This window comes from Streptomyces sp. NPDC006463 (genome assembly GCF_042870715.1).
Classification (GTDB): domain Bacteria; phylum Actinomycetota; class Actinomycetes; order Streptomycetales; family Streptomycetaceae; genus Streptomyces.
Genome location: NZ_JBIAHP010000011.1, coordinates 59742 through 74725, shown reverse-complemented (window position 1 = coordinate 74725; position 14984 = coordinate 59742). Strand labels below are relative to the sequence as shown.

The window sequence follows — 14984 nt, the reverse complement described above, 5'->3', positions numbered from 1 at the left end:
GTCACATAGCCCGCGGACGATCCTGCTTGACCGCGCGCAGCACCACGAACCTCGGTTCGCTCGCGACGACTTCGCTGTTGCCGAAGAGCCGGCGCAGGTGGGTGTGGTACCCCATGTGCCGGTTGGCGACGATCCACAGCTCGCCGCCGGGCCGCAGGGCCTTGCGCGACTGCGCGAACATCCGCAGCGCCGTCGCGTCCGTCGTGGCGTGGTGGGAATGGAAGGGCGGGTTGCTCAGCACCAGGTCGACGGATGCCGGGGGCAGCATGGCCACCCCGTCGCCGACGAGGAACTCGGCGGTCCGCCGGCCCTCGCGGATGTTCGCCCGGTAGGTGGCCTGCGCCGAGGCGACCGCCTGGTAGGACTCGTCGGTGAAGACGACCTCGGCGTCCGGGTCGTGGACCTGGACCGCCGTGCCGACGACGCCGTTGCCGCAGCCCAGGTCAACGACCCGGGCGCCGTCCGTGTTGGTCGGCAGGTTCTGCAGGAAGAAGCGGGTGCCGACGTCGAGCCGGTCGGCGCAGAAGATCCCGGCGTGGTTCACGACCGTCAGGCCGGAGCCCGACCCCGCGTCCCCGTCCACCGTGTACGTCAGCGGCCACGGCCCGGCGCTCTTCGGGTGCACGGCCCCGGGGGTACCCGGCGTGCAGAAGATCAGCCGGGCCTTCTTCTCGGCGAGCGAGGTCTTCGTCGGGCCCAGGATCCGCTCGAAGAGCCGCAGCGTGGAGGTGTGGATCTCCTTGACCATGCCGGTGCCGACGACCACGGTGCCCGCATGTACGTGCGGGGCCAGCCGGTACAGCTGGTCCTCCAGCAGCGCCAGGCTCTTCGGTACGCGCACCAGCAGTACGTCGATCCGCCCGGGCGGCGGATCCTGCGTGGTCAGCAGCGTCACCGTCGACTTCGAGGTCCCGATCCCGTTCCGGTCGAGGTTCGCGGCGGTGGCGGAGCGGGTGAGGGAGGAGTCGGTGATCTGCGTCGGCCGGTACGCGGCGAGCGCCGTCGTCAGCGCCCCCCAGCGGTCCCCGAGCACGGTGATCTGCCCGGCGCCGGCCAGGTCCACCGGCCCGCGCTCCCCGGTACCGGAGTCGAGGTGGCGCAGCAGGTACTCATCGGCGGCGTCCCAGGCGCGGAGCCGGTCGCGCGGGTCCTCGGGGAAGCGGGTGAGCTCGTAGGTGCCGTAGGGCGTGGTCAGGCGGTTCATATGGGTCCCAGGCTAGCCGAGGCGGAGCCCCGGCCCCGCACGGACGGGGCCGGGGCTGCGGTCGACCGGCCCGTACGGGCCCCTACTCGGGGAAGTCTCCGGCCATCGCGGCGGCCATCCGCAGGTACGGACGGGCCTCGGCGCCCCGGCCGCTCCGCTCCAGCGTGCGACCGAGCATCAACTGCGCGTAGTCCTCCACCGGCCAGCGCTCCAGGATGGCGCGGAGCTCGCGCTCGGCGCGGGAGAGCTGGGCGGAGTGGTAGTAGGCGCGGGCCAGCAGCAGCCTGGGCGCCAGCTGCTCCGGGGCCTCGCTCGCGAGCGTGTCCAGGATGCGTGCGGCCGTCGCGTACTCCCTCGCGTTGAAGAAGAGCTGGGCCCGCGCCCAGCGCTCGGCTGCCGTCCCGTGCTCGAAGTAGGTCGTCGGCGCGTTCATCGCGTCCCTTCCGCCTTTCCGCGTTCAGGTGGTGTGTCCGCAGCCTCCAACACGTCCGGCCGGTGCAACATTCCACCCGACGCAGCCCCCGCCTCGCGGCTAGGTTGTCCGCATGAGCAATCTCGATCGCCAGCCCGCTCTCTCCACCTGCGGAGGCCGCGGTTTCGTCGTGGCCGAACCGGTGCGCGAACTCCTCAGCCCGCGCACGGTCAAGCTCGGGGAGTCCACAGAGGTGCGCCGGCTCCTGCCGAACCTGGGCCGCCGCATGGTGGGCGCCTGGTGCTTCGTGGACCACTACGGTCCGGACGACATCGCCGACGAGCCCGGTATGCAGGTCGCGCCGCATCCGCACTGCGGGCTCCAGACCGTGAGCTGGCTCCACGAGGGCGAGGTGCTGCACCGCGACAGCGTGGGGAGCCTGGCGACGGTGCGTCCGCGCGAGCTGGGTCTGATGACCTCCGGGCACGGCATCAGCCACTCCGAGGAGAGCCCGCGCCCGCACGCCCGTTTCCTGCACGGCGCCCAGCTGTGGGTGGCCCTGCCGGAGGCCCACCGTGATGTGGAACCCCACTTCCAGCACCACGCGGAGCTCCCGCACGTGACCGCCCCGGGCCTGACCGCCACGGTCATCCTGGGCACCCTGGACACGGCGACTTCGCCCGGGTCCACGTACTCCCCGATCGTCGGCGCGGACCTGGCCCTCGCGGCGGGCACCGAGACCAGGCTCCCCCTGGAGCCGGACTTCGAGTACGCGGTCCTCTCCATGTCGGGCGAGGCTCACGTCGACGGCGTCCCGGTCCTCCCGGGCTCGATGCTCTACCTCGGCTGCGGCCGCACGGAGCTCCCCCTGCGAGCCTCGTCGGACGCGGGCCTGATGCTCCTGGGCGGCGAGCCGTTCGAGGAGGAGATCGTCATGTTCTGGAACTGGATCGGCCGGTCCCATGAGGAGATCGCACAGGCCCGCCAGGACTGGATCGATGGGACCAGATTCGGCGAAGTGAAGGGGTATGACGGCCCTCCACTTCCGGCTCCTGAGCTGCCCCCGACCCACCTCAAGCCACGCGGTCGAGTGCGCTGAACTGCGATAACTGGAGAGAGGCGGCCCCGCGGGGCGCGAGTCAGGTGTCTTCCGGTTGATGAATCCTCGGCGCTTCCGATCGCGTCCCGCGCTTGCCCTTCGCTGGTGCGGGGCCTTCCCCCTCTGTGGGCGTCCGTGGGTGGGTGTGTGTCTACGAATGCTGACCCAATGCTGACTTTCCTGACGCTGCGTCAGGTGGGGCTTCGTGCAGGTACAGACGTCGAAGCGGCTTCGTCGGCGATCCGCGCTTGTCTGGAAGTTGTTCCCGGCTACGTGCCGGTCGGGTTGCCCGCTGCGCTCCGCAACGGCCGGACCGAGAGTCTGATCGCCTGGGTGTCACCGCTTGTAGGAAGCCGACAACCCCTGCAGCGGTCGTCGCAGCGGCGTCCGCCGTGCAGTCTCGGGTGGGGGTCGTTGGAGGCGTTCCACTGCCTCCGCAAGGCGCGCAGCCGCTTACCGACGACGTCGGCCGAGTAGTGGCAGCGGCGACCGGTCTCCGCCAGCTCGGCGCCCAAGGCCAGTCCCCAGGCAGGTCATCATCGACGTCGGCCCCCGACTGGTCGTCGCCAGTGGCCGGCCGGCACCGGGCAACAGGGCCGACGCCCGCGCCTGGCGCGAGTCGGACCTGTTGGCCGCGGCGGCCGGAACGAGGGGGATCGCGGACGGCGCCTACCTCGGCACCGGCCTGATCGTCCCGCACCGTAGAAGGGCCAGCCGGGCCCTGTTGCGCGGCCAGGAGGAGGACAACATCGAACACCGACGGGTCCGCGCCCGCGTCGAGCACGCCTTCGCCCGCATGAAGACCTGGAAGATCCTCCGCGACTGCCGTCAGAGGGGCGCCAGCCTCCACCACGCCGTCCAGGCTGTCGCCACCATGCACAACCTCACCCTCGCTGGGTGAAACAGCAGGTCACCCGCCGCTCCCGCCTGGGCGGCCCGAGCCTGCAACACCCTTTAGCCCGGTCAGTCAGTGGTGTCGGCCGCGAGGGCCAGCGCGGTGGCCTCGAGGCCGACACTGTGGCTGCCCTTGACCAGGACGATGTCCTCGGCGTCCAGGACGCCCGCGAGGGCGCCGGGGACGCCGTCCCGGTCGGGAGTGCGGATCACCTGCAGGTCCGGGTTCTGGCGGCGCGCGGCCTCGGCCAGCGCCTCGGCGTGGTCGCCTCCGACTGCCACCAGGATCCGGACGCCGGAGTCGGCGACGAGCTTGCCGACCTGCCGGTGCCCGTCGAGGGCCTCTTCGCCCAGTTCCTTCATCTCGCCCAGCACCGCGACCGTGCGCCGTCCACCGGCCATCGCCGCCAGCGCGGCCAGGGCCACCGCCATCGAATCGGGGTTCGCGTTGAACGCGTCGTTCACGATCTTCAGCCCGTCGGGGCGGGTCAAGACCTCCATACGGCCGGTGGTCAAGTTCTTCGCGGCCGACAGCTGCTCGGCCACGGCCTGCAGGCCGGCGCCCAGGCCCAGGGCCACGGCTGCCGCAGCGAGGGCGTTCATGACGTGGTGCCGGCCGTGCAGTCCCAGGCGCACCCCCGCGTGCTCCTCGCCGTGGTGGAGGGTGAAGGAGGGCCGGCCCTCGGAGTCGAGCTGCACGTCGTCGGTCCACACGTCCGCGCCCTCACCCCGGCCGAGGCCGAAGCGCAGGACGCGGGCGCGGGTCTTGGCGGCCATGGCCGCGACGAGGGAGTCGTCGGCGTTGAGAACGGCGAGACCGTCGGCGGGCAGCGCCTGCACCAGTTCGGACTTGGCCTCCGCGATGGCCTCCCGGCCGCCGAATTCTCCGACGTGCGCGGTGCCGACGTTGATGACCAGCCCCACCCTCGGCGGGGCGATGGTCGTCAGGTTCGCGATGTGGCCCCTGCCCCTCGCGCCCATCTCCAGCACCAGGTACCGGGTATCGGGGGCGGCGCGAAGCAGGGTAAGGGGCATCCCGATCTCGCCGTTGAACGACCGGTCGGTGACCGAGGTCGGCCCAAGCACGGGAAGGACCTGGGCCAGTAGGTCCTTCGTGGACGTCTTGCCCGCCGAGCCGGTCAGGCCGATCACGAGCGGGTCGGGGAGCTGGCCGAGTGCGTGGCGGCCGAGCGCGGCCAGGGCCTCGATCACGTCCTCGACGACGATCGCCGGGACGCCGACCGGGCGGGTGGCCAGCACCCCGACAGCGCCCGCTGCCACGGTCTGCGCGGCGAAGGTGTGACCGTCGACGCGCTCGCCGGCGAGGGCGACGAACAGAGTGCCGGGGACGACTTCACGGGAGTCAGTGACCGCCCCGGCCGTCATCCGGGCGGCCCGGTTGGCCACGTCGGCCAGGCGTCCGTTGGTGATCTCTGCAATCTCGTCAAGCGAGAAGGACAACATGTGTATGACTCCCTCGTACAGCGGCTCCCCGGCGGAGCCCTCGAGCCCCGCCAGCCATGCAACGACCGTAGCCCCGCAATAGGCGTCGTCCGACACAGCGCCGGTCCAACGGCCGACCTTCGCACCCCTCCCGAGGAGCATCCCTGCATGTCCCACGACCTGAACTCCGTCCCCTACGTCGGCGTCCTGGCCAGCGGGAAGTCGGCCCGACGGGAACCGTCGCTCCTGTTTGCTACGCGCGCACGCACAGTGTGACCCTCCCCGTCCGGTCGGTGGCTTGCCATTCCTCCGGCTGGTGGATCCCGTCGCGGTCGCGGTCGGCGATGAGGCAGCCAGTCCCGCTCCGCGGCACACCGCTCGCCCAGCGCTCCACTCCCAGCCTCGTGCAGCTCGGCGGACCGCACCTGCTTGGGGCCCACGAGTGCGACCAGCAGCGCGAACGGCTCGTGGACTTCCGCAGGGCACGCGTGCCGTCCCGGCCGGTTCCCGCGCCTGCCGTACTCGACGATGTCGAGGACATGGGTGGGCGCACCGTACTGGGACCAGAAACCCCACGAACAAGCTGTCACGCCGCCTTTCGTACTGAACAGCTTCAGCGCCGACCCTCGATCTCACGCAATACAAGCGGCTTCGGGACGATTTCCGACGCCGGCCTACTCCCTCAGGCGACTACAGCGTGCACCCCGGCCAGGGGCAACGGGCATACCGCCTACCTATGCCAAAACCGCCTTCCCTACCGGGCACGGAGCCCGCCAGGTACGATCTTCGGGCTGCCCAAAGGACGACCCCGCTCGAGCCTCCGGCGAGGCCGCTACTACGAGCTGGAGGCTGCGATCCTCAGCCGTCCCGACGGACGACCGCCACCTGTGTTGGATTCGGGCCTGCGGGTCATGGCGACGTAGTTGGGTCCCAGGCCCCGAAGAACGACCGCCACACAGCGCAGCCGAGGACTACGTCCGGCACCGCTACACGTTACGACCCACCCACTCGGTGTCAGTACCGGATCAGCACTTTCAAGGCAGTGCGTTCCTCCATAGCCTTGTAGCCCCTTGGCACCCCGTCCAGACCGACCGTCAGATCGAACACCGGCGACGGGTCGATGGTCCCGTCCAAGATGTCCGGCAGCAGCTGCGGGACGTACGTCCGTACCAGGGCGACGCCTCCGCGCAGGGCTATGTTCCGCTCGAAGATCTCGCTCAGCTCCAGACCCGTGTCACTGCCGTGAGGCACCCCGACGCAGCCGATCGAGCCGCCGTCCCTCGCGATCCCCACTGCCGTACGCATGGCCTGTTCGGTCCCCACGGCCTCGATCACCGCAGGCGCTCCCCGACCGCGCGTCAGTTCGAGCACGGCCTCAACGGCCGCTTCCCCACGCTCCGCCACTACGTCGGTCGCTCCGAACGCCCTGGCGATGTCTGTCCGCACCTGGTGGCGGCCCAGCGCGATGATCCGATCGGCGCCGAGCCGCTTCGCGGCCAGGACGCCGCAGAGCCGCGTGGGGCCATGCTGAATCGAGGGTCCTCACGTACTTGCGAGGCTCGGCCAGCCCGACCGGAGATCGGCCAGGAGGCGACCGGCATCCGTGAGGAGCGTGCCCTGCAAGGCGTGTACGGCCGGGGAGGCGTCCGGGGCGGTCCGTTCCTGCTGTTGCACCCGCTCGAGTTCTGCGGCTGCTTCGTAGATCTTCGCGTCGAGGAGGTCCGGATCGGTGGGGGACGCCTGGCCGATCTCCTCCATCGCGGTGGCCACGGCGCGCAGGACAGCGCTGAAACGGGGCCGGAAGGGAGCCGGGAGATTCCCGAGTTCTCCACTGTCGAGAGCGTAGTCCAGGGTTCGGGTCATGGAACGCAGGTGGTCCATGCCGCGTTCGGCGACGGTGATCGCTTCCCGAGCTCGGGGGAGCGCCTCGCCGGAGCCGGCGATGGTCCGACGGGGGTTCATGCGGCCGTTTTCGATCTCGGCTTCGATGGTGTGGCGGATGCGCTCGCATTCGGCGGACAGCCTGTGCCAGTCGCGGCGCCACTGATACAGGTGGTCCCGGGCGGGATCGCTGGCTTCGAGGGTGTCGGCGAGGTCGTTGAGGCGCTGGGCCATGGTGGTGTAGAGGTCGGTGACGGCTTGCTGCCGATGGTGGGTGTGGCGGGCGGGAGCGAGGACGAGATGGGCGGCGAGGCCGCAGAGCGCGCCGATGCCCACGGACGCGACCAGGTGGCCGATGTAGCTGATCTGCCCGTGGCCGGAGGAGAACGCGAAGAAGCCGACGATGGCGACCTGGGTGCCGTGCTGCCCGAAGCGCCGGATTCTGCCGACGCAGAGGGCGGCCAGGGTGAGGAGGCCGAACGTCCACCCGTGGATGCCGGCCACCGCCGCCAGGGATGCGGCGAGCGTGGCTCCCGCTGCCATGGCCAGCACGTACTGGAGGCAGTCGCGCACCGAGCGGTACACGGTGGCCTGAAGGGCCACCAGCGCGGTGAACGGCGCGAACGTCGCAACTGACGGCGGCAGCAGGTAACGCGCCAGGACCCACGCCGCCATCGCCGCGATCACGGTCTTCGCGCCGAGCAGGACCTCGTCCCGCTCACTCCCGGCTCCTCGCAGCGCGCGGCGTAGATAATCAGCCCGCTCCGTGACCGCCGACCAGATCCTTCGCACCGTCTCCACCCCTCTGGGCAAGATCGACCACCTCCGATGCGCGCCTGCCCCGCCGATTGCGCTCAACGCTCAGCAACGTGACAAGGGGCCTTCAGGGAGCCGCGAAGTGAGGGTCGGGCTCTATGCGATCCTGGTCGATCTCGGCCCGCTCCTGTGCGATCTCCCGGGTGAGGAAGAAGTTCAGGAGGGTCCGGATCGCGGCGATCGCCGCCAACTGCCCGATCTCCGTAAAGCCGGGGGCGACCGCGGTGCGCAGCACATCACCCGCGAGCTGGAACTCCAGTCCCAGAACGAGGAAGCGCCCCAAGCTCAAGCGGATCTTGTTGAACTCACCGATGAGCGATCGGCCGCGGAGCCCGGTCGAGGCGACGCGGGCGAACGCCCACACCGCACCGGCGAAGATGATCAGTGCCCCGGCGGCCTCGATCGCATGGACGAGCCACCCGATCACCTCCTGAACCGCGGACTCGGACAGCAGTTCCTTTGACGGCGTCATTCGGCTCGTCTACCCGCTTGCGGCCTTTGCACGGGCGATTGAGGCCCCGAGGCTCGGCTCGGCCCGGAGCCTTCTGTGCTTGGCCCCCGCGTAGCATCCTCACGCTCCCAGTGACGGGGCCACCTCTTGATGCCGACACCGTGGCGGACGCCGTCCATGAACAGGTAGTCCGCCACGAAGTCATCGGCGGGCTCCTCGCCGATGAACCGCACCTGAGCAGGACATCGCGTTCGGCTGCGCGGCGCACTGGCGGAGCGCGGAGCTTCAGTGCGGAGCGGCGCGTCGGCCTCGGACCCGGCGCGCCGCCTGCACGTCCGGCGAGCGGCGGCCGGGCTTCGCCTTTCCCGATGCATCGAGCCCCCTCGGCATGAAGCGTCACCTTCGTGGGGCCGTCCGCCCGCCTGGCGGTCGGCATGGTCGAGGTGGGTTAGGGCAGGTGCGGGGCATCTGACCGGGTCGACCCACAGGCGGCGAGATGAGAAGCGTAGGCGTGGAAGAAGAGCTGCTGCTCGTGGACGCGGACAGTGGTGCCCCGCTCGCTGTGTCGGGGGCGGTGCTGGCGGCCGCGGAGCGCTCGGCCTGGCAGCGACCCGGCACGAGCGGTCGACGGGACCATGAGTTCGAGAAGGAGCTGCAGAAGGAGCAGCTGGAGTTCGCCACGAAACCGGTCACCGAAATGGGCGAGCTCCAGGAGGAGATCGTCCGCATTCGCCGCGAGGCGGCCCGCCACGCGGCGAGTGCCGGCGCGGTGGTGGCGGCGGTCGCGACGTCCCCGCTGCCCGTCCAGCCGTCGTTGAACGCCGGACGACGCTACCGGTGGCTGGGCGAGCAGTTCGGACTGACCGCGCAGGAGCAGCTGACCTGCGGGTGCCACGTCCACGTGTCGGTCGCGTCGGCGGAGGAGGGCGTCGCGGTTCTGGACCGCATCAGGCCCTGGCTGGCCGTTCTGATGGCGATGAGCGCGAATTCGCCCTTCTGGCAGGGCGAGGACAGCGGGTACGGAAGCTACCGCAGCCGGGTGTGGAACCGGTGGCCCTCCGCCGGCCCGGTGGACATCTTCGGCTCCGCCGACCGCTACCACGAGCAGGTCAGCACGATGATCGACACCGGAGTTCTGCGCGACGAGGGCATGATCTACTTCGATGCCCGCCTGTCGGCCACCTACCCCACCGTGGAGGTGCGGGTCGCCGACGTCTGCCTGGACGCCTCCACGCCTGTCCTGCTCGCCGCCCTCATCCGCGGCCTGGTCGAGACGGCGTCCCGCGACTGGCAGGTCGGGCAGCCTCCGGCCAGGGTCGGTACGAGTCTGCTGCGGCTGGCCTCCTGGCGGGCCGGCCGGTCGGGCCTGGACGGACCCCTTCTGCACCCCGAAACCATGCGGGAGACGTCTGCCGAGGACGCCGTCGAAGCCCTGTACCGCCACGTGCGCGAGGCGCTGCAGGATCACGATGACGACGAGCGGGTCCGGGAAGCCATCGCGCACCTGCGCGAACGGGGGAACGGCGCCAGCACACAGCGTCGGCTGCACGCCGACGGGCAGGAGCTCGCATCCGTCGTCACTCGGTGTGCGGAGATGACGATCAAGCCGTGAGGCGCTGCCGCGGCTCGGGCAGGACCCTTGGCCGCGGCCGATGTGCTGGGGCTGCCGAACTGGGCAGATGCGGGGCATACCGATGTGGATGTGAAGTAGCGATGAACGGAATGCACGATGACCAAGACCAGCAAGCACAACCCGGCGCCTACCCCTCCGTCGCAGGCTCCCGGCGAGAGCGGCGACCCGGAGTCCCGCGAGGAAGCGGAGCAAGCGGTGCTTCCGGACACTCACGAAGGCGAGGCCGGCGACACATCGACTCCGAGCAGCGATGCGCAGCGCCGGGCCGCCGAGAACGCCAAGACTGCCGGCCGGGACACCTGACCGAGGGCCGAAGTACGCCTGGTGCGCAAGGACCCGGCCTTCTACCGGGAGCACTTCCCGGGGGTGCCGGACGACCTGCCGTACGTATGGCCCCGGTCCGACCGGGAGACGGACGGGGTGCCGTGAGCGCCGGGCCCTGCGGGGAGGGGGGTCGGCCCCGCCTCAAGTACTCACGCCCTCGTACGGGTAGCTGGGGACGGCACGAAGCACCGCGGCCCGGGCGTCAGAAGCCCGCCGCCTTCTCCCGCTGGCGGGCCCAGGCCCGGGCGGTGAAGCCGGCGTCCCTGAGGACGTCGGCGGCCGTGCAGGCCAGGGCTTCGGCGGCCGCCAGCATCACCTCGCGCCCCCGTTCCGAGGCGGCGGCGCGCGCGAAGGCGGGGGTGTGGTCCGAGGCTTCCTCGCCCAGGATCGCAAGGAACGGATGGATGGCGGGGACGCGGCTGCTGACGTCGCCGATGTCGGACGATCCAAGGAATACCCCGCCGACGGGCTGGGTGAGTCGGATGCCCGAGCGTGCGAGGTGCAGGCCGAACCGGTCCGAGAGGACGTCGTTGTCCCGGAAGTGGGCGTAGCCCTTGCCCAGGCGGGTCACCTCCACCGTGGTGCCGGTCGCGGCCGCCACTCCTTCCGCCCAGGCGTCCATTTCGGCCGCCAGCGCATCGAGGGCGGTGCTGGTGGCCGCACGCAGGCCGAACAGGCCTTCGGCGAAGGCCGGAACGATGTTGGTCGCGCTGCCTCCGTCGGTGATGATCCCCTGGACGTGTGAGCCGGACGGCAACCGCCTGCCCATCACGGCGGCCGTGTTGAACAGCTGGATGAGGGCGGCCAGGGCATCGATCCCCCGGGTGGGATCGCCCGTCGGATGCGCTGCCCGGCCGTGAAAGCCCACGCGCACCTGGGTCTGCGCGGTAAGCGGCGCCCATGACCAGTCGTGCACGCCGGGATGGAACATCAGCGCAGCGTCCACACCGTCGAACACGCCCGCTTCGGCCAGAGCGACCTTGCCCCCGCCCCGCTCTTCCGCCGGCGTCCCCACGGCGAGCACCGTGCCCTCGAACTCCTCCTCCAATACGCTGCGCAAGGCCAGTGCGGCCCCCAGCCCGGCCGAGGCGATCAGGTTGTGTCCGCATGCGTGTCCCAGGTCAGGCAGCGCGTCGTACTCCAACAGCAGTGCCACGCATCGCCCGCGCCCGCTTCCCGCGCGGGCCACGAAAGCCGTGTCGAGTCCGGCCGTCCCCGGCTCGACGGCGAACCCCGCCCGCCGGAGTTCGCCGGTCAGCAGCCGGGCCGCGCGGTGCTCCTCGTAGGCGAGCTCGGGATCCGCGTGCAGGGCGCGGCTGACGGCCCACAGATGGTCCGCCCGGCGGGCGCACTCCCGCCGCAGTCGCCCGTACAGCTCGTCGGATGGATCGCCCGCGCCGCCCATGTCGTCTCCTCGTAGCCTCGTCCCGCTTTTGTCCGGAGGCCGGCCGATTACGCGCGCTCGCGCCGCGCTCTCGATTCCTTGCCCTGTGGGTGTCTGCTCAGCAGGCCCATCCTGGAACCAGGAGGACCGGATGACAGGGCTATGGACGGTCGGAGGCGCCACGTGGGCATGCGGAAGGACAGTCGGCCCCTCCGGGGCCGCACGGTCGTGCTGACCGGAGCGGCGCGCGGGCTGGGTGCGGCCTTGGCCCGGGCGTTCGACGCTCGGGGTGCGCGACTGGCCCTCCTGGGCCTGGAAGGAGCACGCCTTCAGGAGGTGGCCGGCTCATTGCGCAACGAGTCGGCCTGCTGGGAGGTCGACGTTGCCGACGAAGCGGCCATGGCCGAGACGGCCCGGCAGGTCCGCACCCGCCTCGGACCGGCGTCCGTGGTGGTGGGCAATGCCGGAGTCGCCGAAGGAAGCCCGTTCGCCGACTCGGATCCGCAGGCGCGAGCGCCGCGGACGGGGACCCCGCAACGCACGGCGCCGTGGAAGAGGCGGTACGCCGCCTTCTCATCCGGGGCCGCCCGTGAACAGACCAGAACGGCATCCCGCTCACCCTTCGGCCCCCGAATCCGGTTCCGCCATGCCGCGGTGAGCCTGCGCGCTCAGAAGGCTGTCGCGCCTTACGCAGTCCGAGCGCGGGCCGGCGCCCCCGTGGCGCCCCACGGCATGGGGCGAACTCGACGATCCGGCTTTCGGCGCGCGCCGATGGACTCTCAAGCGGGAGCCCCCTGTACCGCGGCCACGTCCCGGCGGATCGTCGCTGACGCGGCTCGGTCCGCAGGAGCCAGCCCGACGAGGTGGCCGCGGCCGTCCTCGCGATGCGTGTCGGCGAGCCGGTGGCTCCGGCCGTGGACGAGGCCCTGCGCCGGGCCCTCGTCGATGCCCGGACACTGCCGACCCCTGCGACCGCTTCATGGATGCCGCCCCGGCCGGACGTTCTGCGGCGGCACGTCACTCACCTGCGGGCGGCCCGCCGCCGGGCCGTGGCGGCGCCCGACGACGCGGGTGTGCGCGGCGAATTGGAGAATGCCGCGTACACCCTCTGCATCGTGATGGAGCAACGGAGCGCGCATGGTGCGCTGCTGGCGGCCGAGCAGCTGATTGCCGTCATGGCTAGACGCCCCGGCAGGCCGTCAGCCACGACGAAGTGGTCAGGGCAGGGGTGTGCCGCCGGTGGCGTTGACGATCTCCCCGGTGATGTAGCTCGCCTGCGGCGAGGCCAGGAACACGTAGGCCGGTGCCATCTCGGCGGGCTGGGCGGGCCGCCCCAGGGGTGACTGCTCGCCGAACTTCGTAGTGTCGGGCATCGTCGCGGGGATCAGCGGCGTCCACACGGGCCCGGGTGCGACTGCGTTGACGCGGATGCCGCGCTCGGCGAGCATCTGCGCCAGTCCGTGGGTGAAGGAGATGATGGCCGACTTCGTCATCGCGTAGTCGAGGAGGTGCGGGCTCGGCTGATAGCCCTGCACGGAGGTGGTGTTGACGATCGAGCCGCCACGCGGCATGTGTTCCAGGGCCTTGCGGGTCAGCCAGAACATCCCGTACAGGTTGGTCTTCATCACCCGGTCGAACTGCTCCGTGGTGATCGCTTCGATGCCGTCGGGCTGGGACATCTGGTAGGCGGCGTTGTTGACGAGGAGGTCGATGCGCCCGAGTTCGTGCACGGCCCGGTCGATCAGGGCCGCGCACTGCTCCTCGTCACGGATGTCACATGCGACCGGTACGGCCTTACGGCCCGCCGCGCGGATCAGGCGCGCCGTCTCGGCCGCCTCGTCCGCCTCTTCGGGGAGATGGGTGAAGACGACGTCCGCACCCTCGCGGGCGAACGCCAGGCAGACGGCCCTGCCGATGCCGGAATCGCCGCCGGTGACGACCGCCGCCCGGTCGAGCAGGACGTCGTGACCCTGGTAGGAGTCCTCGCCGTGGTCGGGTCGTGGCTCCATCCGCTCCGTGGAGCCGGGATGGTCCTGCTCCTGGTCCGGAAAGGGAGTGCGCGGGTGGAGTGTCACCGGGTCGGGGACCTGGGGCTCTTCCTGCGGCATGGGATCTCCGTCGGTGCCCTCTCGGGCTGATCCGGGGGTGTCACGTCACGGTCATGGTGTGCGCATCCGCACCTGCCCGCCATCTGGCTGCGGCGGCCGGCCCTGCGCATGCGGCCTGAACGGTGTCGAACAGGCGAGAGGCGTCTACGCCCACGCGCCGCAGCCGCAATCAGGCATGCCGGTGAGAGCGCCGGCTTCCGATGGCCAGGCGGTACAGGGCCAGGAGTATGACAGAGCCGATGATGGCGGCGATCCAGGTGGAGAGGTCGAAGAAGCCGTCGATGGAATCGACACCGAAGATGACCTTGCCGAGCCAGCCGCCGAGGAGGCCTCCGGCGATGCCGATGAGCATGGTGATGATGATGCCGCCCGGGTCCTTGCCCGGCATGATCGCCTTGGCGATGAGGCCGGCGAACAGACCGATGAGAATCCACGCAATGATGCCCATGATGCGTCTCCTGCTTCGTGAGATGAGGCCGGGTCAAGTCGCTTCTTCACGCGTGTCGCGCTTTCAAACGTGCGCAGCGCGCCGCGGACCCCAGCGGCCGCGGCGCGCGCCCGACGGTGGTGGACCCCGCCGACAGGTCCCTTCGGCGGCGCCGCCCCGAAATGACAGAGACTGGGAGCATCAGGCGGCTCGCGGGTCCGGGCCGGGCGGTCCGCCGCCGACGGAGGGTCACAGGCTGGATGGAGCGGGACGAGAGGCGGCGGCTTCCATGCCTCGCACGGCGCTCACTGTGATCGACATGCTCAACACCTACGCACACGAGGACGCCGAAGCCCTGGCACCGTCCGTCCGTGAGGCGCTCCACGGGGTCACGGCACTGTTGAAGCACGCCCGGGGAGCGACCGCCCGTCATCTACCTGAACGACGATTTCGGGAAGTGGCGCTCGCACCACGGCGAGATCCTGCGGGCTGCCCTCGACGGCCACCACAGTGACCTGGTGGAGCCGGTCGCGCCCGACGAGAACTCGCTCTTCGTCGTCAAGGCGCGGCACTCGATCTTCTACGAAACCCCTCTGGCCTATTTGATGGCCAACTGGGGACCGGGCGCGTGGTTTTGTGCGGGCAAGTGACCGAACAGTGCGTGATGTCTCGGCTCTGGACGCCCACATCCGGCACTTCGATGTCGTCGTGGCGGCCGACGCGGTCGCCCACGTCGACGCCGACCTGGCCGAGGCGGCCTTGCGGATGATGCGTTGCAACATGTCGGCAGACATCTGCGCGGCGGACGACGTCACCTTCGATGCCCGGCGTGTGGAGTGATCAAGGCCGGTGAATGCGTCGCTCACCGGTGCAGCGGCTCCGGAGCGGTGCGGGCCCGCCGTCGGCGT

At 70.7% G+C, this 14984-nt stretch carries 11 protein-coding genes and 7 pseudogenes; 9 read left to right on the top strand and 9 right to left on the bottom strand.

Annotation, left to right across the window (positions count from 1 at the left end; translation table 11 throughout):
* Position 1 precedes the first annotated feature (1 nt).
* Together ACFYOB_RS21095 and ACFYOB_RS21090 are read right to left on the bottom strand one after the other, a co-directional pair.
* Positions 2-1195, bottom strand: coding sequence for a methyltransferase (locus ACFYOB_RS21095; protein WP_388561954.1), 1194 nt, complete (start codon positions 1193-1195; stop codon positions 2-4).
* 91 nt (positions 1196-1286) lie between these two features.
* On the bottom strand, positions 1287-1637 hold the full coding sequence (locus ACFYOB_RS21090; RefSeq protein WP_388561546.1) for a tetratricopeptide repeat protein: 351 nt from the start codon (positions 1635-1637) through the stop codon (positions 1287-1289).
* Positions 1638-1749: 112 nt separating this feature from the next.
* On the opposite strand from ACFYOB_RS21090, the gene ACFYOB_RS21085 reads away from it, so the two are divergent.
* Both ACFYOB_RS21085 and ACFYOB_RS21080 read left to right on the top strand, forming a co-directional pair.
* On the top strand, positions 1750-2715 hold the full coding sequence (locus tag ACFYOB_RS21085) for a pirin family protein (protein WP_388561544.1): 966 nt from the start codon (positions 1750-1752) through the stop codon (positions 2713-2715).
* 529 nt (positions 2716-3244) lie between these two features.
* A pseudogene (locus tag ACFYOB_RS21080) lies at positions 3245-3616 on the top strand (transposase family protein); the annotation flags it as partial.
* Positions 3617-3678: 62 nt separating this feature from the next.
* On the opposite strand, the gene murF reads toward ACFYOB_RS21080, so the two are convergent.
* The 4 genes and pseudogenes from murF to ACFYOB_RS21060 form a co-directional block, all read right to left on the bottom strand.
* Entirely contained in the window at positions 3679-5073 is a 1395-nt protein-coding gene (gene murF, locus ACFYOB_RS21075) for a UDP-N-acetylmuramoyl-tripeptide--D-alanyl-D-alanine ligase (RefSeq protein ID WP_388561542.1), read from the bottom strand.
* 993 nt (positions 5074-6066) lie between these two features.
* Positions 6067-6576 (bottom strand): annotated as a pseudogene (locus ACFYOB_RS21070) (zinc-binding dehydrogenase); the annotation flags it as partial.
* Between the two features lie 18 nt (positions 6577-6594).
* Entirely contained in the window at positions 6595-7746 is a 1152-nt protein-coding gene (locus ACFYOB_RS21065) for an aromatic acid exporter family protein (RefSeq protein ID WP_388561540.1), read from the bottom strand.
* A 70-nt stretch (positions 7747-7816) separates the two neighbouring features.
* Complete coding sequence (locus tag ACFYOB_RS21060) at positions 7817-8221, bottom strand: DUF1622 domain-containing protein (RefSeq protein WP_388561538.1); 405 nt, start codon at positions 8219-8221, stop codon at positions 7817-7819.
* Positions 8222-8349: 128 nt separating this feature from the next.
* Between ACFYOB_RS21060 and ACFYOB_RS21055 the strand changes: the two are divergent.
* The 4 genes and pseudogenes from ACFYOB_RS21055 to ACFYOB_RS21040 form a co-directional block, all read left to right on the top strand.
* Positions 8350-8465 (top strand): annotated as a pseudogene (locus ACFYOB_RS21055) (iron-containing redox enzyme family protein); the annotation flags it as partial.
* A gap of 231 nt (positions 8466-8696) precedes the next feature.
* On the top strand, positions 8697-9812 hold the full coding sequence (locus tag ACFYOB_RS21050; RefSeq protein ID WP_388561536.1) for a glutamate--cysteine ligase: 1116 nt from the start codon (positions 8697-8699) through the stop codon (positions 9810-9812).
* Between the two features lie 117 nt (positions 9813-9929).
* A complete protein-coding gene (locus ACFYOB_RS21045) occupies positions 9930-10136 on the top strand; it encodes a hypothetical protein (RefSeq protein ID WP_388561534.1) in 207 nt (68 codons plus the stop codon).
* A gap of 18 nt (positions 10137-10154) precedes the next feature.
* Positions 10155-10262, top strand: a pseudogene (locus tag ACFYOB_RS21040) (cytoplasmic protein); the annotation flags it as partial.
* Positions 10263-10359: 97 nt separating this feature from the next.
* Here ACFYOB_RS21040 and ACFYOB_RS21035 read toward each other — a convergent pair.
* Complete coding sequence (locus ACFYOB_RS21035) at positions 10360-11562, bottom strand: amidohydrolase (RefSeq protein WP_388561532.1); 1203 nt, start codon at positions 11560-11562, stop codon at positions 10360-10362.
* 141 nt (positions 11563-11703) lie between these two features.
* On the opposite strand from ACFYOB_RS21035, the pseudogene ACFYOB_RS21030 reads away from it, so the two are divergent.
* Together ACFYOB_RS21030 and ACFYOB_RS21025 are read left to right on the top strand one after the other, a co-directional pair.
* Positions 11704-12036: pseudogene (locus ACFYOB_RS21030) on the top strand (SDR family NAD(P)-dependent oxidoreductase); the annotation flags it as partial.
* A 389-nt stretch (positions 12037-12425) separates the two neighbouring features.
* Positions 12426-12701: pseudogene (locus ACFYOB_RS21025) on the top strand (DUF5133 domain-containing protein); the annotation flags it as partial.
* 57 nt (positions 12702-12758) lie between these two features.
* Here ACFYOB_RS21025 and ACFYOB_RS21020 read toward each other — a convergent pair.
* Both ACFYOB_RS21020 and ACFYOB_RS21015 read right to left on the bottom strand, forming a co-directional pair.
* Positions 12759-13649: an SDR family oxidoreductase gene (locus ACFYOB_RS21020; RefSeq protein WP_388561530.1), complete on the bottom strand. Its 891-nt coding sequence runs from the start codon at positions 13647-13649 to the stop codon at positions 12759-12761.
* Between the two features lie 169 nt (positions 13650-13818).
* The gene (locus ACFYOB_RS21015) at positions 13819-14097 is read right to left on the bottom strand and encodes a GlsB/YeaQ/YmgE family stress response membrane protein (RefSeq protein ID WP_362637593.1); all 279 of its coding nucleotides are present in this window, start codon (positions 14095-14097) and stop codon (positions 13819-13821) included.
* A 268-nt stretch (positions 14098-14365) separates the two neighbouring features.
* Here ACFYOB_RS21015 and ACFYOB_RS21010 point away from each other — a divergent pair.
* Positions 14366-14916, top strand: a pseudogene (locus tag ACFYOB_RS21010) (isochorismatase family cysteine hydrolase).
* Positions 14917-14984: the final 68 nt, after the last annotated feature.

Bases quoted from the DNA above. Each gene is read 5' to 3' on its own strand.
- murF (WP_388561542.1), bottom strand. From the start codon at position 5,073: ATGTTGTCCTTCTCGCTTGACGAGATTGCAGAGATCACCAACGGACGC.
- ACFYOB_RS21090 (WP_388561546.1), bottom strand. From the start codon at position 1,637: ATGAACGCGCCGACGACCTACTTCGAGCACGGGACGGCAGCCGAGCGC.
- ACFYOB_RS21085 (WP_388561544.1), top strand. From the start codon at position 1,750: ATGAGCAATCTCGATCGCCAGCCCGCTCTCTCCACCTGCGGAGGCCGC.
- ACFYOB_RS21035 (WP_388561532.1), bottom strand. From the start codon at position 11,562: ATGGGCGGCGCGGGCGATCCATCCGACGAGCTGTACGGGCGACTGCGG.
- ACFYOB_RS21015 (WP_362637593.1), bottom strand. From the start codon at position 14,097: ATGGGCATCATTGCGTGGATTCTCATCGGTCTGTTCGCCGGCCTCATC.
- ACFYOB_RS21050 (WP_388561536.1), top strand. From the start codon at position 8,697: ATGAGAAGCGTAGGCGTGGAAGAAGAGCTGCTGCTCGTGGACGCGGAC.
- ACFYOB_RS21060 (WP_388561538.1), bottom strand. From the start codon at position 8,221: ATGACGCCGTCAAAGGAACTGCTGTCCGAGTCCGCGGTTCAGGAGGTG.
- ACFYOB_RS21020 (WP_388561530.1), bottom strand. From the start codon at position 13,649: ATGCCGCAGGAAGAGCCCCAGGTCCCCGACCCGGTGACACTCCACCCG.
- ACFYOB_RS21045 (WP_388561534.1), top strand. From the start codon at position 9,930: ATGACCAAGACCAGCAAGCACAACCCGGCGCCTACCCCTCCGTCGCAG.